Origin of the sequence: Brucella gallinifaecis (assembly GCF_006476605.1) — a bacterium.
In the GTDB taxonomy this organism is placed as follows: Bacteria; Pseudomonadota; Alphaproteobacteria; order Rhizobiales; family Rhizobiaceae; genus Brucella; species Brucella gallinifaecis.
The window spans coordinates 21188-41278 of the sequence record NZ_ML636806.1; the positions used below are offsets into that span (position 1 = coordinate 21188).

Below are 20091 nucleotides of genomic sequence, written 5' to 3' on the forward strand. Positions count from 1 at the left end.
AAAAGCGCATCCCGAAAAGTGTGTAACGGTTTTAGGAACAAGATGCGCGTCAACTTAGAAGCGCTTGCATGCGGCGTGCGCTGACAATGCTCTGACGATGATGCGCATGGCAAATGGCAATGGCAAGTGCATCGGCCGCATCGCTCGTATCAAACGTTGCACGCGGCATCAAAACCTTCACCATCATGTGAATTTGCTGCTTTTCGCCATGGCCGACACCAATTACCGCTTTTTTGACAGCATTCGGCGCATATTCGGCAACCGGAAGCCCGGCCTGAGCGGGTGCGAGAAGCGCTATGCCCCGGGCCTGACCAAGCTTGAGCGTAGCTGTTGCATCCTTATTGACGAATGTATGTTCAACAGCCGCTTCATGCGGCACATATTCATGCAAAACCCTGGAGAGCCCTTCATGCAACTGGCAAAGCCTTGAAGCGAGATCCATCTCGGCATTCGAGGTTACAGTCCCCGAGCCAATAAAATGCAGCGAATTGCCAAGCGATTCGACCACGCCCCAGCCGGTACGGCGAAGCCCTGGATCAATACCAATGATGCGAATCGTTTCTTTCATAGTGAAACCCTATCCTCAGACGGGTTCACTTGACAGCATAAAAGTGAACAAAAGAGAAACATATACGCTGGAAAGCATATATGAATGAAAGATCAGGACGCTCCGAACGCCGTCTTCAACAAAACAATCTGATCCGTCACCGGATTGCCTTGTGGCGCATTCTGCAAAGCAACCACTTCACCATAAATATTGCGATCCATACGGCGCACACGTGCCTGAAGACGGATTGAACGCTCCACCAGCTCAATGAAAGCATGAGGCAATTCATTCCAGCCGCTAGCCGCATCACCGGCTGAAGGCGTATCAAGACGCACTTTGGCCTTTTCAGCTTCCACCTGCTTGCGCGACATCTCTCCGTTACGGGCGGCACGCTGCAACAACAACCACGAAGCAACCTGCATGAGCCGCGTGGTCAGGCGCATTGATTCAGCAGCATAAAGAGTGGCGGCAACACGCGAAAGGTTGCGTGCTTCTTCACGGCCTTCACCGTCAAGATAGCTTGCAACTTCTTCAACCATGTCCATGCCTTCACTGTAAATCGGCTTGAACATATCCGAGAAAACCATGTGCTCAGCAAGGCTGATCATATTGCCCGGCATTTGTCCCTGTTCGCTAATCACTGCTCTGCCACCTTACATGCCATCTGGAATAAACGCATCTGCGATCATTTTTTGTTCGCACATCGTCAAATGTGCACAAAAGAAATTGTTGAACCGCTGTTCGACCATGGTGAACGCTCAGACGAAACAGCTCTATCGGACAAGTCCACGATAAACTGCACCTTCATACACCGTCGCGCAAGATTATGTTTAATTTTCGGTTAATTTTTACAGCTGGTTTTGAATAATTTCTGAAAAGCATTGACGCGGAATTTGCCAGAAAACAGGCGATTCCCTGAAAAGAACAAAAAAAGAGCCGCAAAGGCGGCTCTCAGGAGTTTAACAGGGAGGCGTCAAACAGAGTGGCTTCACCACTCGGTAAGAATCCAGCCGAACTGGATGTAAAGCAGTTAACGCGATTAAGATTAATGAATGGTTAATTTCACGAGCCACCTGTGGAAAAATCACAAACAAAAAGCCGCCCGAAGGCGGCTTTCAATCATATTTACTGCAAGGCAGGTTGCGGATTGACCGCAATTTGGGCCTTGGCTCCTTGGGCCACAACCGGCTTTGCGGCAGGCTTCTTGCCCCAGCCGATTGTCGGCAGCCATTCAAGATAATAGGCCAGTGCAAACTGCATCACCACGCCTGTTGCAATCAGCAGCGCATCATAAGGCAAACCACCCGGATTAACCAGTTTCATCACCTGCGCCACCATCGCCAGAAGAGTCCCGGCAATAAACACCGGCAGCGAATGCTTGCCCAGAATTGCAAGCGGATTATCCGGCGATGTACGGGCAATACTGTTGAGCGTCGGCACGACTGCAATCAGATAGGCTATAGCCAACATATGCAACAGACGCGGAGCCGAAAGGTAAGTCTTGTCAAAGCCTGTCAGAACAGCAGGCATCCCCATCGATACATCAATCCCCCAAAGCGGGATACGCACCCATGCCAGTGAAAGAACCAGATAGCCGATAGCTGCTGCAATCAATATTGGATTTGCAGGTATTTTCCCACCCCGGCGAACCTGAATCGTACCTGCAATACCGATAGCAAACAAAAACTGCCATGACAGCGGGTTCAAAAACCATACACCTTCAGTCGGATAATTGACCGGCGCCACATGATAAAGGCCCGATAACAACCAAACCATGCCTGATACGCCAAGCATCAGTGACAGGCTGACCCGGGCAAGCAAAAGCAATAGCGGCGTCAGCAAAAGCACCACTGCATACATCGACAGGATATTATTATAACCAAGCTGATGACCAAGCGTGACCAGACCAAGCAGCGCCTCAACCGGCTGTTTGACCAATGGTCCGATATTGATCTGGGTCAGAAGCTCACGATGCTTGAGGAAAATGGCCGCGGCAGCAAAAATACCGATGGTCGCAAGCGTTGTCATAATGTGGGCAATATAAAGCACGCAGGCACGACGCCACATTTTCAGTGTCAAAACCAGACGGTTGCCCGGCCCGAACTTTGATCCATAAGCAAGCGCAACCGCCATGCCAGAAATCAGGACAAAAGCTTCTGCTGAATCCGAAAAGCCGAGATTCTTATGGGTGAAGTGCTCGAAAATGGTTCCGGGCACATGATTGATAAAAATCGTAAGCAGTGCCAGTGCACGAAATACATCAATGCGTGTGTCACGCATCTTTGGCACTATTTTCGCCGTTTCATTTGTCATTTCGCCTGCCTGCCATTTGTTTTTTCTGCAATAGCGCAGCTGTCATTTTCGCCTGTATAAAGGTTAATTCGGGCAGAAAGCGGTTGGTTCCAATCAACTTTCATTCCAGTGGATAACATAATGCCAGCAACAGACTTCATGACTCCCGGACCAGGCAGAAAATGCAAAGGGACTGTTCAATCAACTCCTGTTACTCTATGCCCGAATTCCATCAACATTTTTCGCTAGGTCTGGTTTATGAACGCGCCAACTGCACAACAAAACAATGATCGCTGCCGCCTTTTACTGGTTGCGCCACCGCTCAAGGACGGTGATGCACTGGCAAAACTGTTATCGGCAGCCCTGTCGGGCGGTGACGTTGCAAGCGTGATTCTCGACAATACAGATCTCGACGAAGCCACATTTCAGACATCCGCTCAAAAGGCCGTTGCTGTCATTCAGGAAAAAGGCGCTGCCGCAATTATTTTAAATGACACCCGCATCGCGGGCCGTGTTGGTGCCGACGGCATTCACATTGAAGGCAAACCGGCAGAGCTTGCCGAAGCCATTGAAAAACATACGCCAAAGTTCATCATTGGCACGGGCAATCTGCGGGACCGTCACACCGCAATGGAAATTGGCGAATTGCAGCCCGACTATGTTTTCTTCGGCAAGATTGGCGCTGATAACAAGCCTGATGCCCATCCGCGCAATCTCTCATTGGCGGAATGGTGGTCAGAATTGGTTGAAATTCCGGGCATAGCTCAGGCTGGCAATACAATTGAAAGCGTCATTGCAGCCGCAAAGACAGGCGCAGATTTTGTTGCTCTTGGCCGCGCTGTCTTTGAAGCTGAAGATCCGGCAAAAGCTGTTGCACTGGCCAATCAGCTTCTCGATGAACACGCGCCCCGTTTTGAAAACTAGGGTCTGGACCCTAAATCCGGCAAGGTTTTGTACGCCTCATGAAGAACAAAATTCTTCTCACCGCTGCTTTGATATTCACTGCATCTGCTCCAGTTGCCATAGCCGCCGAAACAACAGCCAGTGAACCGGCAGGCGTGCAAAAAAACCTTGGCAACAGCAAGGATGCCAAAAATGGTAAGGATGGCAAGGGCGACAAGCCCGTTGAACATCTGACGGAACAATCAAAGATGCTGCCGCAGCCAGCTTCAACAAGCTCTTTGCCAGCGATTGATCCAAGCCGGTTTGGCGACAAACCCGCCGATGAAGCTTTCGGCGCATATCAACGCGGGCTTTATCTGACGGCATTCAATCTGGCAAAACCAAAGGCGGAGCAAGGCGATCCGGCGGCACAGACACTGATTGCAGAAATCTATGCCCGTGGTCTGGGCGTTCCGGCAGATCAGAAAAAAGCCGCTGAATGGTATGCTAAAGCCGCAGAACAGGGCGTGCATGAGGCCGAGTTTCGCTATGCAGCACTGCTGCTTCAGGGCCGTTACGTCAAAAAAGACACAGCCAAAGCAACACAATTGATGCAAAAGGCCGCTGAAAGCGGCAATGCCATGGCCCAGTTCAATTATGGCCAGCTGGTTATGATGAAGAATACCGGTGCTGCTGGTCTGGATGAGGCTTTTCCCTGGTTTGAAAAAGCCGCAGCGGCCCGTCTGCCTGATGCCGAATATGCCTTGAGCCAGATTTACGCCAATGGCACCAGCAAAATCCCGAAGGACGACAAAAAAGCGCGTGAATATTTGCTGCGCGCAGCACGCAAGGGCTATGACACTGCGCAATATGATCTGGCCCTTTGGCTGGTCGAAGGCCGTGGCGGTGATCGCAATTACGAACAAGGTTTTGGCTGGATGCAGATCGCAGCCCAGCGTGGTATGGTTCTGGCGCAGGCATGGCTTGCCCGGCTTTATCGCGACGGCATCGGTACCGATGGCGATCTGGTAAAAGCGGCGGCATGGTACATTGTTGCGAAACGGGCCGGTTATCGTGCGCCAGACCTCAATGACATGATGGATGGCCTGGCAGACGATCAGCTCAGGCAGGCGGTGCAAAGCGCAAACAATCTGCGGATACGTTAAACCAGACAGTTTTTTATATGTCTCGCAAGCTGATTTACGGCTCAGACTTGCACAAAGCGCTATTTTATGGTCTTGGAGAGCCCGATTATCGTGGTTCGAGTTTAAAGATGGACGCAATCCCTGTTGAGAGACATCGATTGCCTTTCTGTCGTGATGCACCGGGCCGCAACAGTTTCACATCTACTCCCGGATTAATCTTATGAAGATCAATGGTAACGAAATCCGCCCAGGCAATGTCATCGAGCATGATGGCGGCTTGTGGGTTGCGGTTAAAACCAATGCGGTCAAGCCTGGCAAAGGCGGCGCTTACAATCAGGTTGAACTCAAAAACCTTATCACCGGCACCAAACTCAACGAACGTTTCCGCGCGGCCGAAACCGTCGAGCGCGTTCGTCTGGAACAGAAGGATTTCTCGTTCCTCTACGAACAGGGCGAAGCGCTGGTTTTCATGGATACCGAGACCTATGAACAGCTTGAACTTCTCAAAGATTTCGTTGGCGACCGCTCTGCATTCCTTCAGGACGGCATGATGGTCACTGTTGAACTCTATGAAGAAAAGCCGATCGGCATTCGTCTTCCAGAACAGGTTACACTGGCAATTGTTGAAGCCGATCCGGTTGTGAAGGGCCAGACTGCTGCATCATCCTACAAGCCGGCAGTTCTGGAAAACGGCATCCGTATCCTCGTTCCACCATTCATCGAATCCGGTGAGCGCGTGATCGTTGATACCAGCGAACTGACCTATATCAGCCGCGCATAATATTTCCAGAAATCATGCGGCGCCTGTAAATTTGGGCGCCGCAGTCCATGCTCTTTAAAGAGAAATGTGACAGTTCTTTCTCAGTAAGCTCAGTTTCATGTGTTACAGGTCTGATCCTATCAGATCGACACATTTAAGTTTAATTACGCGCTTCTATCAAAAACCGGCTCACAGGTTTTGGAATGCGCTCTCAAAGGACGATCAGATGGCCCGCTCAGCCCTCCTCAATGTTATGGTTCAGGCCGCTATGAAAGCCGGACGCGGCCTTGCACGCGATTTCGGTGAAGTGCAAAATCTTCAGGTTTCTCTTAAAGGTCCAGGCGATTACGTCAGCCAGGCCGACCGCAAAGCAGAAAAAGTTATCTACACAGAACTGAGCCGCGCCCGCCCGGATTTTGGCTTTCTGATGGAAGAATCGGGTGAGATTGAATCAAAAGACGGACAGCATCGCTGGCTGGTTGATCCCCTCGACGGCACCACGAACTTCCTGCACGGCATTCCTGTTTTCGCAGTTTCCATCGCACTTGAGCGTCAGGGACAGATCGTTGCAGGCGTCATCTACAATCCTGCCATGGACGAGCTTTACACCGCTGAACGCGGTGGCGGCGCATTCCTCAATGATCGTCGTCTGCGTGTTGCAGCCCGTAACAAGCTGGTTGATTGCGTTATCGGCACAGGCATCCCGCATCTAGGTCGCCCTGGCCACGGGCAATATCTTGTCGAACTGCGCAATGTCATGGGTGAAACATCCGGTATTCGCCGCATGGGTGCCGTTGCGCTTGATCTTGCCTATGTCGCAGCAGGCCGTCTTGACGGCTTCTGGGAAGACGGCATGCATCCTTGGGATCTCGGCGCAGGCATGCTGATGATCCGCGAGGCCGGTGGCTTTGTCTCCGACAAAAAGGGTGGTCAGGACATTTTCGGCACCAAGACCATTGTTGCAGGCAATGAAGTCATTCAAAAAGCATTGCTCAAGACAATTAACAAGCCAATCTGACCCGTCTCAGATTTCAGACTTGTTCTGCGCCCCGGCTTTAAAACCGGGGCGCATTATTTTTTCGCTTTAAGCGATTCCGCTTCGTCAAATTATGAAGTAGGCTCCCCGCGACAGATTATTCCTTCGCATATCCATGGAGCGAAACGCATGAGCGATCTGAGACCTTCACGGGAACGCCTTGACGATACACGGGACTATGATCCCTACCGCCTGAGCAGCCCGAGAATTGTCATTCTTTCCATGGTGATCTTTCTCATCATCGTTGCATTCCTTGCAGCAGTGCTGATGCGGCAGATTCATATATTCTTCATCACCAATCCCGGCCTCAACGGCCTGATATTCGGTGTTTTGCTGGTTGGTATCCTGCTGGCCTTCGGACAGGTTCTGCGGCTGCTGCCGGAAATCCGCTGGGTTAATTCCTTTCGTGAAGGCGAACGCGACGGCGCCACCCGCCCACCTGTCCTCCTTGCGCCTATGCGGGCCTTGATCGGACGCAGACAATCCATGGCACTGACGACCACTTCAACCCGATCCATTCTCGATTCGATTGCCACCCGCCTTGATGAAAGCCGCGATATTTCGCGCTATCTCATCGGACTTCTGGTGTTTCTCGGCCTGCTTGGTACGTTCTGGGGCTTGCTTGAAACAGTCGGCTCCATCGGCCAGACTATCCAGTCGCTGGATCCCGGCTCAGGCAGCACAACCGATGTGCTTGATTCGCTTAAAGCCGGGCTGCAAGCGCCCCTTTCGGGCATGGGAACGGCCTTCTCGTCCTCCCTGTTCGGCCTTTCGGGATCACTTATTCTCGGCTTCCTCGACCTTCAGGCGGGACGCGCACAGAACCGCTTTTACACAGAACTGGAAAACTGGCTCTCATCCGTCACCGATCTTGGCTCGGATCTCAGCACAGACGAGCAAATTGGCGATATCCGTAATCTTGCAGAGCGTATGCAGAACCTGCAAGGCGGTGAAGCATCAAGCCAGCGCACAACGGCCGCGCTTGCCAATCTCGCAGAAGGTATTCAGGGACTGGTCAAAAGCATGCGCAATGAACAACAAATGATGCGCGACTGGATTGAGAAACAGGCAGACGAGCAAAAAGCGATTCGCGAAACACTTGAACGTCTCAATGAGGCCATTGCGTCCAGAGCCCCTGCCGAAGCCTCTCCAGAACGCCCCATTGATAGAAGAAGGCCGGAGTAATCCTCATGGCACTTGGCCGAAACCGACGCCCCCAACGCCATATTGATTACTGGCCAGGCTTTGTCGATGCGCTGACCACCCTGCTTCTCGCAATCATGTTTCTGCTTACAGTCTTCGTGCTGGGGCAGTTTCTGTTAAGCCGAGATGTTGATAGCAAGGACACCGCGCTTGCACGCCTGAACAGCCAGATACAGGAACTGACACAGCTTCTTTCGCTGGAAAAAAGCAATTCGCAGGATATGCAGGACACGATTGCCAATCTGCAAGCCTCGCTGTCAGGGGCGGAAAGCGAACGTTCCCGCTTGCAAGCCCTGCTCAATGAAGGCAGCGGTGCAGGTGCTGCGGCTGAAAAACGCGCCGGTGAACTCAGCCAAAGCCTGGATGCAGAAAAACAGGTAAGCGCACGGGCGCTGTCGCAGGTCGAACTGCTTAATCAGCAGATTTCGGCATTGCGCCGCCAGATCGCAGCGCTTGAAGATGCGCTCAATGCATCTGAATCGCGTGATCGCGAATCAAATGCCAAGATTGCCGACCTTGGCCGCCGTCTTAATGTGGCGCTTGCACAGCGCGTACAGGAACTCAACCGCTATCGCTCAGACTTCTTTGGCCGTTTGCGTGCAATCCTGTCAGACAAGGAAAATATCCGCATTGTCGGCGACCGCTTCGTATTCCAGTCGGAAGTGCTTTTTCCAACCGGCTCGGCTGATCTCAATCCTGCCGGTCAAGAGGAGATGAAAAAGCTTGCTCAGGCGATCATCACCCTTGATCAGGAAATACCGGATGACATCAACTGGGTTTTGCGCGTGGATGGCCATACCGATAATGTACCGCTCGCTGGTACTGGCCGCTTCCGCGACAATTGGGAGCTTTCCTCGGCACGCGCAACTGCCGTGGTCAAAGACCTGATCGCCAATGGTGTTCCACCCAACCGTCTGGTTGCAGCAGGCTTTGGCGAATATCAGCCGCTCGATAATACAGATACGCCTGATGCCCGTGCCAGAAACCGCCGTATCGAGTTGAAACTCACTGAAAGATAATGAAGCGGTTTTCGGATAAGATGCGCGCAAGATAGAAAAAGGGGCTAATCGCCCCCTTTTTTATTTTCCGAAAACACCGGAACCGGCTTCAAATTGCAGCTTGGCAAGGCGGGCATAAATCCCGCCCTTTTCAACCAGCGTCTGATGGGTGCCCTCTTCCACAATCTGCCCTTTGTCGAGCACCAGAATACGGTCGGCTTTGAGAACGGTCGCCAGCCGATGCGCCACAACCAGCGTCGTGCGATTATCCATCAGGCTATCAAGTGCCTTCTGCACCAGCATTTCGCTTTCCGCATCAAGGGCTGAGGTTGCCTCATCCAGCAAGAGAATCGGTGCTGAACGTAAAATTGCACGTGCAATGGCAATGCGCTGACGCTGGCCACCCGAAAGGGTTACGCCGCGTTCACCAACTTGCGTGTCATAGCCTTTGTCGAGTGCGAGAATAAAATCATGCGCAAGGGCTGCTTTGGCCGCAGCTTCAATTTCCGCATCACTCGCACCCGGCTTGCCAAATCCGATATTGTCGCGAATAGTTGTTGCAAAAATCACCACATCCTGCGGCACTACGGCGATACGTTCACGCAACTTCACAGGATCCGCATCCGGCAAAGCCACACCATCTATAAGCACGCAACCGGTCTGAGGATCGTAATAACGCATCACCAGTGAAAAGATCGTGCTTTTGCCGGCACCAGATGGGCCAACAATGGCAACCGTCTCACCGGGCTTTACAGCAAAGCTTACTCCATTAAGTGACGGCGCATCAGGACGGGTCGGATATGAGAAATACACATTCTCAAAGCTGATCTCGCCACGAGGCGGTTGCGGCAAGACAACAGGATTAAGAGGTGCAGTGATGCCCGGATTTTCATCCAGAATTTCTGCAAGGCGTTCAGTAGCACCCGCTGCCTGTGCCAGTTCGCCACCAACTTCCGAAAGTGCACCAAAGGCACTTGCCGCAAACACGGCATAAAGAACAAACTGGCCAAGCGTGCCAGCGCTCATTGTGCCTGAAAGCACATCACGCGAACCAAACCACAGCACGGCAACAACGCTTGAAAAAATCAGGAAAATCGCAAAACCGGTCAGAATGGCGCGGGCCTTGATTGACGAACGCGCTGCCTGATAGGCTTTTTCAACGGCGCCTGCAAAACGCCCCACCACCATATTTTCATTGGTAAAAGCCTGTAATGTACGCATGGCACCAATCTGCTCGCTGGCATAGGAATTGGCGTGCGCAAGCATATCCTGTGTCATGCGCGAACGTCGGCGGACCGAGCGGCCAAAGGCAATCAGTGGAATCACAATCAGCGGAATTGCAGCAATCACCAGCGCGGAAAGCTTGGGACTGGTGACGACCATCATGATCAATGCACCAATACCAAGTATGATATTGCGCAAGGCAACCGAAGCTGTTGCACCGACAACCGACTTGATCTGCGTTGTATCAACTGAAAGCCGTGAAACGATCTCGCCTGATTGCGAGCGGTCGAAAAACTCAGGCGACAGGCTGGTGACATGCGAAAAGACTGCATTTCGTAAATCAGCCACCACCCGCTCGCCCAAGGAGATGACAAAGAAATATCGAAGCCCTGATGCAATTGCCAGAATCAGCGCCAAAGCAACAAGCATACCGAAGTAATTATTGACGAAAATCGCATTCGCGCCTGTAAAGCCATGATCGATCATACGGCGAACAGCAACAGGCACAGCAAGAGTCGTCACAGCAGCCAGAACCAGAGAGAACAGTGCCCCGATAACCAGCGGCTTGTAGCGCGAGAGGAACGGAAGCATACGCTTGAGCGGCTTCAATGAGCGGCGTTTACGCTCTCCTTTGCCATCTGGATCGGGATTCATACGAATTTGACTGTCTGTGCTGGCCATTCTTGAGATTGCGCCCTTGTTATTGCCGTGCGCCTGATGTATAGGCTCGCCAACCCTTTTGGAAGCCGTTGCCGTTGGTAACGTGTCTTCATATCGATCATCGGGCGAAAGTGCCGCAGTTTTAAACATTAGAGCTGGGCTTTTCCTCCCAGACTTTCAGGATTGAAAAGATGAAAGCTGATATCCATCCCGACTACCACACCATCAAGGTCGTGATGACCGATGGCACCGAATACACAACCCGTTCCACATGGGGCAAGGAAGGCGATACGATGAACCTCGATATCGACCCATCCACGCATCCAGCATGGACCGGCGGTTCGCAGACCCTGCTCGACCGCGGTGGCCGCGTTACCAAGTTCAAGAACCGTTTCGGCAATCTCGGTATTTAAAGTATAATCCCGAAAAGTTTTTCGACTTTTCGGATGAGATTATACTGTGAAATAAGCCAGCATGGCCCGTTATTGATGGACTTACGAAAAACCTCGCTCTGGCGGGGTTTTTTGTTGCACTGATTTTTGGCAAGCGCCCAATAAAAAACTCCCGGGCAAGCCGGGAGTTTTCATGATCTGAACTGAAGCTTTTAATCAGGCGCTCAGCTTTTCCATGATTTCATCACTCACTTCGAAGTTGCTATAGACATTCTGAACGTCATCATCATCTTCGAGAACATTGAGAAGCTTCAGCACGGAGCGGGCCTTTTCCTCATCAAGTTCGGTATTGGTCTGGGGTTTCCAGATTGTTTTGATCGATTCGGCTTCACCAAGGGCAGCTTCCAGCGCTTTCGACACTTCACCAATGTCTTCAAAGGCACAAAGGATCACATGCTCTTCTTCACCCGACTGAACGTCATCGGCACCCGCTTCAATGGCCGCTTCCATGATCTTGTCGGCATCGCCAACTTCAGCCTTGTAAATAATTTCGCCAACACGATCGAACATGAAAGCTGCGGAACCCGTTTCACCCAGCGCCCCGCCTGACTTTGTGAAAGCTGCGCGAACATTGGAAGCCGTGCGGTTACGATTGTCGGTCAGCGCTTCCACAATAACCATGACACCACCGGGTCCACGGCCTTCATAACGCACTTCATCATAATTTTCGCCGTCATTGCCAGCGGCTTTTTTGATAGCGCGTTCGATATTGTCTTTCGGCATCGATTGCGCCTTGGCGTTCTGGATCGCCAGGCGCAAGCGCGGGTTCATCAATGGATCAGGCAAACCCTGCTTGGCCGCAACGGTAATTTCGCGTCCGAGCTTGGAAAACATTTTTGACCGCACGGCATCCTGGCGCCCTTTGCGGTGCATGATATTCTTAAACTGTGAATGGCCAGCCATAACACCCCTGTTCTGTTCCAATAAAGCGCACGGAAAAAGCGTCACTAGAAATAAAGGGCAGGCCACAAGCTCGGGCCAGCGTGCTTTCCGTGCATAATGGGCGCGTTATAAGGAATTAAGGCTCATTCGTCCAGTACAAGCGCCCAGTTACAAATTCCACCGACAATAACAAGATTATTGTCGACGCACCGACCCGAACACTATTATCTATAAAATCATGAAACAAAGTTCCAGCAATCTACCCGGCGAGACAATTGCAGCGCGTATCAGCCGCATTCTTGCCGACCGCATCATTGCAGGCGAGATTGAGCCGGGCGTGAAACTGCGCCAGGATCATATTGCCGAAGAGTTTGCAACAAGCCATGTGCCTGTGCGCGAGGCTTTTCGACGGTTGGAAGCGCAGGGACTGGCAATTTCAGAGCCGCGACGTGGTGTCCGGGTCGCCTCTTTCGACATCAGCGAGATTCAAGAAGTGGCAGAAATGCGTGCAGCCCTTGAAGTTCTGGCATTGCGTCATGCAGCGCCACACATCACAAGAGCGACACTTGACGCGGCTGAACAGGCAACCCTTGAAGGCGATAAATCCCGTGATGTCAGAAGCTGGGAAGATGCCAATCGCCGTTTTCACCGGCTGATTCTCGAACCGTGCAACATGCCGCGCCTTCTGGCAACAATCGATGACCTGCACGCAGCCAGTGCACGCTTTTTGTTTGCCACATGGCGCTCGGAATGGGAAACCCGCACCGATCACGATCACAGGGCAATCCTGACAGCTCTTCGTGAGAACGATATTGAAGCTGCAACCACCATTCTCGCCCGACATGTGCAATGGATTGGTCATCGCTCTGTCAAGACAGCATCTGGCAAGACCCGCGATTCATTCGCAATCGTTGGCTGAAGCGCTGAATATACAGGCTTTTCGCTTTGTTTTGAGGGCTTTTATAATTTCTCACTTGCCAAAGACATATATTCTCTGGAATTAATAGATCAGATAAGAATTTTATCTATAAATTGAGGAAGCCATGACAAGCATCACACAAACGCGCCCGACCTATAGCCCTCTGAACCTTGAATCCCGCTCCCCTGCCCTGCGCATTGCAGCGGTTGTTTTTGGAACATTGGTTCTGGCAATCTCATCGCAGATTGAAGTTCCGATGATTCCCGTTCCTATCACGCTTCAAACTCTGGTCGTGCCATTGATCGGCGCCCTCTATGGCTGGCGTCTTGGCCTTGCCACTGTCCTTGCATGGCTCGGTCAGGCCATGATTGGTCTTCCTGTTCTCGCAGGCGGTGCCGGTGGGCTCCCTCATTTTGCAGGTCCAACAGCCGGTTATCTCGCAGCATTCCCGATTATCGCAGCATTCACCGGCTATCTTGCTGAGCGCGGCTGGAACGGCAAGAACATTGTTCTCGCCTTCACCTCGTTCATCGCCGCCAATGCAATCTGCCTTGCACTGGGTGCATTATGGCTTTCAAGCGTGATCGGTATTGAAAAGGCCGTTGCCTTTGGCGTAACGCCATTTATCATCGGCGCAGTGATCAAGTCGGCACTGGGAGCCGCAATTCTTAAAGCTGCAACGCGATAAGCAGATTATGACGGTACGCTTACGCGGCCATCATCTTCTCTGTATGCTGACCTATATCGGCAAAGGCTACAGCCCGGCTTTCGTGGAAAACTATGAAACGATTGCCGGGCGCCTGTCTGATGGAGAAGACATCGCACTTGTCGATGGGCCTGATGATATTTGCCAGCCGCTGCTTTGCACAAAGGATTGCCATTGCTTCAACGAAAGCGTGGTTATGCGCGACAGGCTGGCTTTGAACTCTGTCTCTGATTTATTTGAAACGAAGATTACTACAGGGTCTGATTTCAAGCTGGATGTAAAACGGCTTGCCTTGATGCGTTCTGCATTTGCAGCAGGAACCATCCGCAAAGCCTGCAAATCTTGCGAATGGTCAGATCTGTGCACCCGCATAGCTGTCAGCGACAATTACGCGAATGTGAAAATCACATTATAAAAAAATTAGCGCCAGAACTCTGGTAACGTCTCTTCCAGCCTTGCACCGATGCGTAAAGGTGCAGCCTTCTCGGCGAGCCCTGTACGGTCAGAAATCTCTATCCCCACACCACAGACCGTTGCCGGACCGCTGGCTGCTTCAAAACGGCCCTTCGGCACTTTAGACAAAAAGCGGTTAAGCGGCTCTTCCTTGTCCATACCAAGGGACGAATCATAATCGCCGCACATGCCTGCATCAGACATATAGGCCGTACCATTGCGCAAAATCTGGCAATCGGCAGTGGGCACATGCGTATGCGTTCCCACAACAGCGCTGGCGCGGCCATCAACAAAATGACCAAAGCACTGCTTTTCACTGGTGGCTTCCGCATGAAAATCAAAAAACACGGCATCAGCCTGCTCACCAAGTGGACAAGCTTCAAGAATTTTCTCGGCTGCAATAAATGGATCATCAAGATCGGGATGCATGAAAACGCGCCCCATCACATTGGAAACCAGCACGCGCGCACCGTTTTTAGCGATATAAAGCCCCTCGCCCTTACCCGCGGTTCCTTTCGGAAAATTCGCCGGACGTAAGAAACGGTCTTCACGCTTGGAGAAATCCAGCGCCTCGCGCTGATCCCACACGTGATTGCCAGTCGTCACCACGTCAGCGCCTGCGCGAATCGTATCGTGAAAAATCTCTTCGGTAATACCGAAGCCGCCAGCGGCATTCTCACCGTTGACGATCACGAAATCCAGCTTGAGATCGGAAATCAATCCTGGCAGCTTGTCATAGACTGCCATACGCCCCGATCGGCCCACCATATCACCAAGAAAAAGTAATCTCATAATTCCGTCTTTATCAGCCCTGATCAAAGGAGCGCAAGCCGGTCTCTGTCAGTATCTGGTGAAGAGCAATATCATGCGGCTCATTGGGTACATGTGGCACTTCCTGACAGTCAAATGCCATGCCAATCAACAGTGGTTCCAATCCACGCTTTGTGAAGCGCGAAAGTGCGCGGTCATAATGTCCGGCACCATAGCCCAGCCTGTGGCCGCGTTTGTCGAAACCAGCAAGCGGCATCAGCATGATAGCCGGATCGACCAATGGTGCATCCTTATCCGGCCCCATAGTGCCAAAACCCGTCTGGACCAGTTCCGCATCCGGCAGAAACTCGCGAAATGCAATTGTCTCCTTGTCGAGAACCACAGGAAGACACAGCCGCACACCCTGATCGCGCATGAAAGACAAAAGCGGACGCGGATCAATCTCCGAACGGATTGGCCAATATCCTGCAATCATAGCCCCCTTGGGAATATGAATGGCAGCTTCAGCCTTTTTAGCAGCGGACAAAGAGGCTTCATAACGAAATCGCGGATCAAGCGCATCACGGCGTGAAAGCACTGCCCGTCTCACCGCCTGCTTGTCATCACCTTGTGGCTGTCCGGTATCATACATCAAACACCTCCAACAATTGTTGACAGTGGAACCGGAATGAACTCGCCCGTCAAGCGGCAGTTGCAATTCTCTCTGACCGCTCCCGAATGACTTTCAGCACAACCCCATGAAAATCATTTAGAAAAACTTTGCCCCAAAAATCACAATAGAAATTGATCGGAGTGGCAATCCGGTAGCGCGTGGTCAGTGTGAGGCGTGTGTGGCCATTTGGCAATGTTTCAAGCTGATAATCACCATTGGTAAGCTTTAGATAAGAGCTATCCACATTGATATGGGCCTCAACAGCCGCAGGTATCGATTCCGGCCCAAAATTAAAGTCCCATGCCAAGAGACGATTTTCTTCCCACTGCGTTATAATTTCCTGAAATTTTACGCCGCGCGTCCATTCAAGCTGACGTAGCGCACCAACACCCGCACCCTCAAGCCGCGCATCGACAGGCTGCGGTACACCAACAATCCCGTGGCTGAAAGTCCATGATAATTCATCCGCACGAACATTGCGGATTTCAGCAGTCTGCTGCCACACAATCTCAGGCGAAGCTGCAATATCGATAATTGTTGTAACCATCCCCTCATGTGGTTCATAACTCAGCAACGGCTCAAGCGGGTAAAACATCAACGGAAGCGCAACCACCAGCATTGTCGAGCGTGGTGTACGAAAACGACGAATAAGCGACAGCGTAATCCATGATCCCAAAGCCGAAAAGATAGCAAAAAACGGCGCGGCCATGATCACGCAAATCCCGCCTTCTTCGAACAAGACCACACTGATAACAATTAGGCCTGAAATGATCATCCAGCTCATTTTTACATGGCGCCAGAGACCCTTTTGTGCACGTGGATCGCTGAGGCTGGATGCAAGACTGGCTATCCCCATTGGTAAAAGCATAAGCCCAGCGATAAAGGGCATCATATCCGAGGCCGGCGTCAACCAGATGAGAACATAAAGCACAAGCCCGTAAACAATCGCAACAGGGACAGCTACGCGCAGACGTTCAGAAAAAGCAGGTAAATCAGGAGGAGAAAATGTCATCAGCAAACGCACATATCTTTAAAGCTATTCTATAAAGCTAGAAGGCGTTTTAAAACATGTTTGCCTTAAATAACAAACAGCTTTGCGCCCGAAAGCGCAAAAGCAGAAAAGTGGCGACCACGACGACCGATGGTAGTGTTTGATCCCGGGAACCTACAAAGTAGGTGGGCGCCATATGCGAAAGCCCACAGGCCTTCACAGGGACAGCTCCCTTAGAGATCAATAAGGCCCCGGGGATGCTGTTACACCTGTCGGGAAGCGCAGTACGCCAAGAACCTATATAGGCTTACTCGCAAGGGAGCGCCAGAGGCGTGAGCACTGGATTTAAAAACTTTTTATTATTCAGGCCGAACCGGGACGCGGCGCAATTTTCGATGCAACCTGTTCAATGCGCTCTGCAAGTTCGCTCAGAACGCCGGTAATTGCAGCATCATTCTTATCCGCACTTGTCAGCGCTTCATCGTGGGAACGACGCAAGGCTTCGATTTCTTTTTCAAGACCCTTGATGCGCTTTTGCATTTCCGTCAATTCGTCCATGACCATAATACCGGCCATAACGGTTAAACGCAGATCACCAATTTCGCCAAAAGACGATTTGAGATGCGTGACATATTGATCAAACCGATCAGCAAGGCCAGTAAGATGCTCTTCCTGCCCTTCGTCACAGGCCATACGATAGGCTTTGCCATCAATGGTAACAGTTACAGTCGCCATGCTTGTATCCTTTATCGATCCAGAACGGCGCGGATGGTTTCCATAGCAGTCACCAGACGTCGTGAAACCTCGCGGTTTGCAGCCTCAAGCCGCTCTGCACGCGCCTCAGATTGATCAAGTTCCTGAGCGAGTTTGCTACGGTCAGCGTTCATACGCTGCACCTCTTCCTCGACTTCGGCAAAATCGCCTTCCTTGTCCAGCCGCAGATCAACCGCTTGTTCAAGCGTATCAAGTGCCTTTTCCAGCCGTTCAAGAACTTGCCTGAGGGTCGTATCGGGTGCCATCCATATCCTTTCCAATGCCAGATCACAGACCCAGATTTCAGACTTCGAATCGCGCCTGCCGGACGAGCATCTTTAAAAAGACTGTAATAATCGTGAGCCCGATAAGCAACAAATGAGGGGGCTTTGAGGCGATTCATACACCGTTATCAGCGCAAAAAGGGCTTTTGCGTGATAAAGATCGCAAAGATTGCCCGCATCAAGTGTATAATCGCAAAGTGTTTATTGTCGAATAAGCTATCGTTTTGTTGACTCCTCGGTCGCAGGTGCTATGTGTCCCAAAGCCTTCTGCAGCGCGAGCATCTGATGCATTTAATCGGTTTAAATAGATTAAATCGTTTAGTATAAGAAATTCGTGCTTCAGTCCCGAGGCATCGCCGCAACCCCGTTCAAACCACTCTGGAAAGACGGCTGAGACCATGACGAATTCCGATAAACAAAATCAGTTGGCCAATGCAATCCGCTTCCTCTCGATTGATGCGGTTGAAAAAGCCAATTCCGGCCATCCCGGACTGCCGATGGGTGCAGCCGATATTGCGACCACGCTTTATACGCGTTTTCTCTCACATGACCCGCAGAACCCGCATTGGCCGGACCGCGACCGCTTCGTGCTTTCTGCAGGCCACGGCTCGATGCTTCTTTATTCGCTGCTCTATCTTTCGGGCTACGAAGACATCTCCATTGAGGAAATCAAGAATTTCCGCCAGCTTGGCGCACGCACGGCAGGTCATCCAGAATATGGTCATGCAGCCGGCATCGAAACCACGACCGGCCCACTCGGTCAGGGCATTGCCAATGCTGTTGGCATGGCGCTTTCCGAGCGCATCCTCAATGCACAGTTTGGCGACAGCCTTGTTGACCACTACACCTATGCGATTGTTGGTGACGGCTGCCTCATGGAAGGCATCAGCCAGGAAGCGCTTGCCCTTGCCGGTCACCTCAAGCTCAACAAGCTGATCGTTTTATGGGATGACAACAACATCTCCATCGACGGCCCGATTACGCTGTCTGATAACACGGATCAACCTGCACGTTTCGCCGCTTCCGGCTGGAACACACTGGCTGTTGACGGTCATGATCAGGATGCGATTGCCAAGGCGATTGAACTGGCCAAGGTTTCCGACCGCCCGACCTTCATTGCATGCAAGACCACAATCGGCTTTGGTTCGCCAAACAAGGCTGGCACCAACAAGGTTCACGGCTCGCCACTCGGTGCGGAAGAAATTGCCGCAACCCGCAAGGCGCTCGGCTGGTCGGCTGAACCTTTCGTCATTCCTGCCGAGGTGCTCGACGCATGGCGCGTTGCTGGTCTCAACGCTGCAAAGAAGCGTCAGGAATGGGAAAAGCGTCTTGCCGCTGTCGATGCTGAAACCCGCGCAGAATTTGAACGTCGTATGCGTGGCGACCTGCCAGCAAACTTCGATGACGCGATCAACGAATACAAGAAGAAGCTTTCCGCTGAAAAGCCAAAGGTTGCGACCCGCAAGTCGTCCGAAATGGCTCTGGAAGTGATCAACGGCGTTGTGCCTGAAACCCTTGGCGGCTCTGCCGACCTGACCGGTTCCAACAACACCAAGACCAGCCAGACCAAGGCTGTTACGCCGGAAAACTATGGTGGTCGTTACATCCACTATGGTATCCGCGAACACGGCATGGCTGCTGCCATGAACGGTATCACACTGCATGGCGGTCTGATCCCTTACTCAGGCACTTTCATGTGCTTCTCGGATTATTGCCGCCCGGCCATGCGTCTGTCGTCGCTGATGGGCATCCGCGTTGTTTACGTCATGACCCATGATTCGATCGGTCTTGGCGAAGACGGCCCGACCCACCAGCCGGTTGAGCATCTGGCAGCTCTGCGCGCCATTCCAAACCATAATGTCTTCCGTCCGGCAGATGCTGTGGAAGTTGCAGAATGCTGGCAGCTTGCCCTGCATTCAAAGGGCACGCCTTCGACGCTCGCTCTGACCCGTCAGAACCTGCCTGTCGTTCGTACCGAACATCGTGAAGAAAACCTCTCCGCATTCGGCGCTTATGAACTGGCTGCTGCAAGCAATGATGCAAAGGTTTCGATTTTCGCAACCGGCTCGGAAGTTGAGATCGCACTGAAAGCGCGTGACCTTCTCGAAGGCAAGGGCATTGCCACCCGCGTTGTTTCGGTTCCATGTTTTGAGCTGTTTGAAGCACAGAGCGACGCTTACAAGCAGGCAACGCTTGGTGATGCTTCCGTCAAGGTCGCAATCGAAGCCGGTCTTTCGATGGGCTGGGAACGTTTCATTGGCGAAGACGGCATCTTCATCGGCATGAAGGGCTTTGGCGCTTCGGGCGAGATCAATGATCTCTACAAGCATTTCGGCATCACAGCAGAACATGCTGCTGAAGCTGCGGAAAAGAAGCTCAACGCCGCATAATGATCAAACGCCGGCGCTCAACACGCCGGCGTTTACCTTTCCAGCTAGGGCTTTTTGATCTTAGCTGTTTTATCAAGCCACTGCATAGGCA

22 protein-coding genes and 1 other RNA gene are annotated in these 20091 nt (G+C 52.0%); 11 read left to right on the plus strand and 12 right to left on the minus strand.

Annotated features, from left to right (window positions below; all coding sequences use genetic code 11):
• Window positions 1-49 precede the first annotated feature (49 nt).
• From ruvC to FHY56_RS17805, 4 genes are all read right to left on the minus strand, one after another.
• Window positions 50-568 carry a crossover junction endodeoxyribonuclease RuvC gene (gene ruvC, locus FHY56_RS11290; protein ID WP_140905277.1) on the minus strand — a complete coding sequence of 173 codons (519 nt, stop codon included), beginning with the start codon at window positions 566-568 and terminating at the stop codon, window positions 50-52.
• A 92-nt stretch (window positions 569-660) separates the two neighbouring features.
• Window positions 661-1167: a protease adaptor protein RcdA gene (gene rcdA / locus FHY56_RS11295; protein ID WP_140905423.1), complete on the minus strand. Its 507-nt coding sequence runs from the start codon at window positions 1165-1167 to the stop codon at window positions 661-663.
• Between the two features lie 505 nt (window positions 1168-1672).
• Window positions 1673-2860 (minus strand): OpgC family protein, encoded by a 1188-nt coding sequence (locus FHY56_RS11300; RefSeq protein WP_140905278.1) that lies wholly within the window; start codon window positions 2858-2860, stop codon window positions 1673-1675.
• Complete coding sequence (locus tag FHY56_RS17805) at window positions 2857-3000, minus strand: hypothetical protein (RefSeq protein WP_158447757.1); 144 nt, start codon at window positions 2998-3000, stop codon at window positions 2857-2859. Before FHY56_RS17805 ends, FHY56_RS11300 begins: the two co-directional genes overlap by 4 nt.
• Window positions 3001-3097: 97 nt before the next feature.
• On the opposite strand from FHY56_RS17805, the gene FHY56_RS11305 reads away from it, so the two are divergent.
• The 6 genes from FHY56_RS11305 to FHY56_RS11330 all read left to right on the plus strand — a co-directional run bounded on the left by FHY56_RS11305 (window position 3098) and on the right by FHY56_RS11330 (window position 8884).
• Window positions 3098-3763 carry a thiamine phosphate synthase gene (locus FHY56_RS11305; RefSeq protein WP_140905279.1) on the plus strand — a complete coding sequence of 222 codons (666 nt, stop codon included), beginning with the start codon at window positions 3098-3100 and terminating at the stop codon, window positions 3761-3763.
• Window positions 3764-3801: 38 nt separating this feature from the next.
• The gene (locus FHY56_RS11310) at window positions 3802-4887 is read left to right on the plus strand and encodes a tetratricopeptide repeat protein (protein ID WP_140905280.1); all 1086 of its coding nucleotides are present in this window, start codon (window positions 3802-3804) and stop codon (window positions 4885-4887) included.
• A 199-nt stretch (window positions 4888-5086) separates the two neighbouring features.
• Window positions 5087-5647, plus strand: a complete 561-nt coding sequence (gene efp / locus FHY56_RS11315) for an elongation factor P (RefSeq protein WP_140905281.1) — start codon at window positions 5087-5089, stop codon at window positions 5645-5647.
• A 205-nt stretch (window positions 5648-5852) separates the two neighbouring features.
• Window positions 5853-6644, plus strand: coding sequence for an inositol monophosphatase family protein (locus FHY56_RS11320; RefSeq protein ID WP_140905282.1), 792 nt, complete (start codon window positions 5853-5855; stop codon window positions 6642-6644).
• Between the two features lie 147 nt (window positions 6645-6791).
• Window positions 6792-7847 carry a MotA/TolQ/ExbB proton channel family protein gene (locus FHY56_RS11325; RefSeq protein ID WP_140905283.1) on the plus strand — a complete coding sequence of 352 codons (1056 nt, stop codon included), beginning with the start codon at window positions 6792-6794 and terminating at the stop codon, window positions 7845-7847.
• A 5-nt stretch (window positions 7848-7852) separates the two neighbouring features.
• Window positions 7853-8884, plus strand: coding sequence for a peptidoglycan -binding protein (locus FHY56_RS11330; RefSeq protein ID WP_140905284.1), 1032 nt, complete (start codon window positions 7853-7855; stop codon window positions 8882-8884).
• 60 nt (window positions 8885-8944) lie between these two features.
• Here the strand turns inward: FHY56_RS11330 and FHY56_RS11335 are convergent, their stop codons facing one another.
• Window positions 8945-10741 (minus strand): ABC transporter transmembrane domain-containing protein, encoded by a 1797-nt coding sequence (locus FHY56_RS11335; protein WP_376890322.1) that lies wholly within the window; start codon window positions 10739-10741, stop codon window positions 8945-8947.
• 197 nt (window positions 10742-10938) lie between these two features.
• Between FHY56_RS11335 and rpmE the strand changes: the two genes are divergently transcribed.
• Window positions 10939-11160 (plus strand): 50S ribosomal protein L31, encoded by a 222-nt coding sequence (gene rpmE / locus FHY56_RS11340; RefSeq protein WP_140905285.1) that lies wholly within the window; start codon window positions 10939-10941, stop codon window positions 11158-11160.
• A 195-nt stretch (window positions 11161-11355) separates the two neighbouring features.
• Here the strand turns inward: rpmE and FHY56_RS11345 are convergent, their stop codons facing one another.
• Window positions 11356-12102 (minus strand): YebC/PmpR family DNA-binding transcriptional regulator, encoded by a 747-nt coding sequence (locus FHY56_RS11345; protein ID WP_140905286.1) that lies wholly within the window; start codon window positions 12100-12102, stop codon window positions 11356-11358.
• A 217-nt stretch (window positions 12103-12319) separates the two neighbouring features.
• Here FHY56_RS11345 and FHY56_RS11350 point away from each other — a divergent pair, with 217 nt between their 5' ends.
• The 3 genes from FHY56_RS11350 (at window position 12320) to FHY56_RS11360 (ending at window position 14121) form a co-directional block, all read left to right on the plus strand.
• Window positions 12320-13000, plus strand: coding sequence for a GntR family transcriptional regulator (locus tag FHY56_RS11350; RefSeq protein ID WP_140905287.1), 681 nt, complete (start codon window positions 12320-12322; stop codon window positions 12998-13000).
• Window positions 13001-13124: 124 nt separating this feature from the next.
• Window positions 13125-13688 (plus strand): biotin transporter BioY, encoded by a 564-nt coding sequence (locus tag FHY56_RS11355; RefSeq protein WP_140905288.1) that lies wholly within the window; start codon window positions 13125-13127, stop codon window positions 13686-13688.
• A gap of 7 nt (window positions 13689-13695) precedes the next feature.
• Complete coding sequence (locus FHY56_RS11360) at window positions 13696-14121, plus strand: DUF1284 domain-containing protein (protein ID WP_140905289.1); 426 nt, start codon at window positions 13696-13698, stop codon at window positions 14119-14121.
• Between the two features lie 5 nt (window positions 14122-14126).
• On the opposite strand, the gene FHY56_RS11365 is transcribed toward FHY56_RS11360, so the two are convergent.
• The 6 genes from FHY56_RS11365 to FHY56_RS11390 all read right to left on the minus strand — a co-directional run bounded on the left by FHY56_RS11365 (window position 14127) and on the right by FHY56_RS11390 (window position 17592).
• The gene (locus FHY56_RS11365) at window positions 14127-14951 is read right to left on the minus strand and encodes a TIGR00282 family metallophosphoesterase (RefSeq protein ID WP_140905290.1); all 825 of its coding nucleotides are present in this window, start codon (window positions 14949-14951) and stop codon (window positions 14127-14129) included.
• 13 nt (window positions 14952-14964) lie between these two features.
• Window positions 14965-15561, minus strand: coding sequence for a 5-formyltetrahydrofolate cyclo-ligase (locus tag FHY56_RS11370; protein ID WP_140905291.1), 597 nt, complete (start codon window positions 15559-15561; stop codon window positions 14965-14967).
• A 49-nt stretch (window positions 15562-15610) separates the two neighbouring features.
• A complete protein-coding gene (locus tag FHY56_RS11375; protein ID WP_140905292.1) occupies window positions 15611-16594 on the minus strand; it encodes an SRPBCC family protein in 984 nt (327 codons plus the stop codon).
• Between the two features lie 111 nt (window positions 16595-16705).
• Window positions 16706-16864: non-coding RNA, 6S RNA (ssrS, locus tag FHY56_RS11380), on the minus strand.
• 72 nt (window positions 16865-16936) lie between these two features.
• The gene (locus FHY56_RS11385) at window positions 16937-17308 is read right to left on the minus strand and encodes a cell division protein ZapA (RefSeq protein WP_140905293.1); all 372 of its coding nucleotides are present in this window, start codon (window positions 17306-17308) and stop codon (window positions 16937-16939) included.
• 11 nt (window positions 17309-17319) lie between these two features.
• The gene (locus tag FHY56_RS11390; protein ID WP_140905294.1) at window positions 17320-17592 is read right to left on the minus strand and encodes a DUF4164 domain-containing protein; all 273 of its coding nucleotides are present in this window, start codon (window positions 17590-17592) and stop codon (window positions 17320-17322) included.
• Window positions 17593-18008: 416 nt separating this feature from the next.
• Between FHY56_RS11390 and tkt the strand changes: the two genes are divergently transcribed.
• Window positions 18009-20000 (plus strand): transketolase, encoded by a 1992-nt coding sequence (gene tkt, locus FHY56_RS11395; protein WP_140905295.1) that lies wholly within the window; start codon window positions 18009-18011, stop codon window positions 19998-20000.
• The last annotated feature ends 91 nt before the right edge of the window (window positions 20001-20091 follow it).

Excerpts from the sequence above, each read along its gene's own strand:
- ruvC (WP_140905277.1), bottom strand. The coding sequence starts at position 568 with ATGAAAGAAACGATTCGCATCATTGGTATTGATCCAGGGCTTCGCCGT.
- rcdA (WP_140905423.1), bottom strand. The coding sequence starts at position 1,167 with ATGCCGGGCAATATGATCAGCCTTGCTGAGCACATGGTTTTCTCGGAT.
- FHY56_RS11300 (WP_140905278.1), bottom strand. The coding sequence starts at position 2,860 with ATGACAAATGAAACGGCGAAAATAGTGCCAAAGATGCGTGACACACGC.
- FHY56_RS17805 (WP_158447757.1), bottom strand. The coding sequence starts at position 3,000 with ATGAAGTCTGTTGCTGGCATTATGTTATCCACTGGAATGAAAGTTGAT.
- FHY56_RS11305 (WP_140905279.1), top strand. The coding sequence starts at position 3,098 with ATGAACGCGCCAACTGCACAACAAAACAATGATCGCTGCCGCCTTTTA.
- FHY56_RS11310 (WP_140905280.1), top strand. The coding sequence starts at position 3,802 with ATGAAGAACAAAATTCTTCTCACCGCTGCTTTGATATTCACTGCATCT.
- efp (WP_140905281.1), top strand. The coding sequence starts at position 5,087 with ATGAAGATCAATGGTAACGAAATCCGCCCAGGCAATGTCATCGAGCAT.
- FHY56_RS11320 (WP_140905282.1), top strand. The coding sequence starts at position 5,853 with ATGGCCCGCTCAGCCCTCCTCAATGTTATGGTTCAGGCCGCTATGAAA.
- FHY56_RS11325 (WP_140905283.1), top strand. The coding sequence starts at position 6,792 with ATGAGCGATCTGAGACCTTCACGGGAACGCCTTGACGATACACGGGAC.
- FHY56_RS11330 (WP_140905284.1), top strand. The coding sequence starts at position 7,853 with ATGGCACTTGGCCGAAACCGACGCCCCCAACGCCATATTGATTACTGG.
- FHY56_RS11335 (WP_376890322.1), bottom strand. The coding sequence starts at position 10,741 with ATGAATCCCGATCCAGATGGCAAAGGAGAGCGTAAACGCCGCTCATTG.
- rpmE (WP_140905285.1), top strand. The coding sequence starts at position 10,939 with ATGAAAGCTGATATCCATCCCGACTACCACACCATCAAGGTCGTGATG.
- FHY56_RS11345 (WP_140905286.1), bottom strand. The coding sequence starts at position 12,102 with ATGGCTGGCCATTCACAGTTTAAGAATATCATGCACCGCAAAGGGCGC.
- FHY56_RS11350 (WP_140905287.1), top strand. The coding sequence starts at position 12,320 with ATGAAACAAAGTTCCAGCAATCTACCCGGCGAGACAATTGCAGCGCGT.
- FHY56_RS11355 (WP_140905288.1), top strand. The coding sequence starts at position 13,125 with ATGACAAGCATCACACAAACGCGCCCGACCTATAGCCCTCTGAACCTT.
- FHY56_RS11360 (WP_140905289.1), top strand. The coding sequence starts at position 13,696 with ATGACGGTACGCTTACGCGGCCATCATCTTCTCTGTATGCTGACCTAT.
- FHY56_RS11365 (WP_140905290.1), bottom strand. The coding sequence starts at position 14,951 with ATGAGATTACTTTTTCTTGGTGATATGGTGGGCCGATCGGGGCGTATG.
- FHY56_RS11370 (WP_140905291.1), bottom strand. The coding sequence starts at position 15,561 with ATGTATGATACCGGACAGCCACAAGGTGATGACAAGCAGGCGGTGAGA.
- FHY56_RS11375 (WP_140905292.1), bottom strand. The coding sequence starts at position 16,594 with ATGACATTTTCTCCTCCTGATTTACCTGCTTTTTCTGAACGTCTGCGC.
- FHY56_RS11385 (WP_140905293.1), bottom strand. The coding sequence starts at position 17,308 with ATGGCGACTGTAACTGTTACCATTGATGGCAAAGCCTATCGTATGGCC.
- FHY56_RS11390 (WP_140905294.1), bottom strand. The coding sequence starts at position 17,592 with ATGGCACCCGATACGACCCTCAGGCAAGTTCTTGAACGGCTGGAAAAG.
- tkt (WP_140905295.1), top strand. The coding sequence starts at position 18,009 with ATGACGAATTCCGATAAACAAAATCAGTTGGCCAATGCAATCCGCTTC.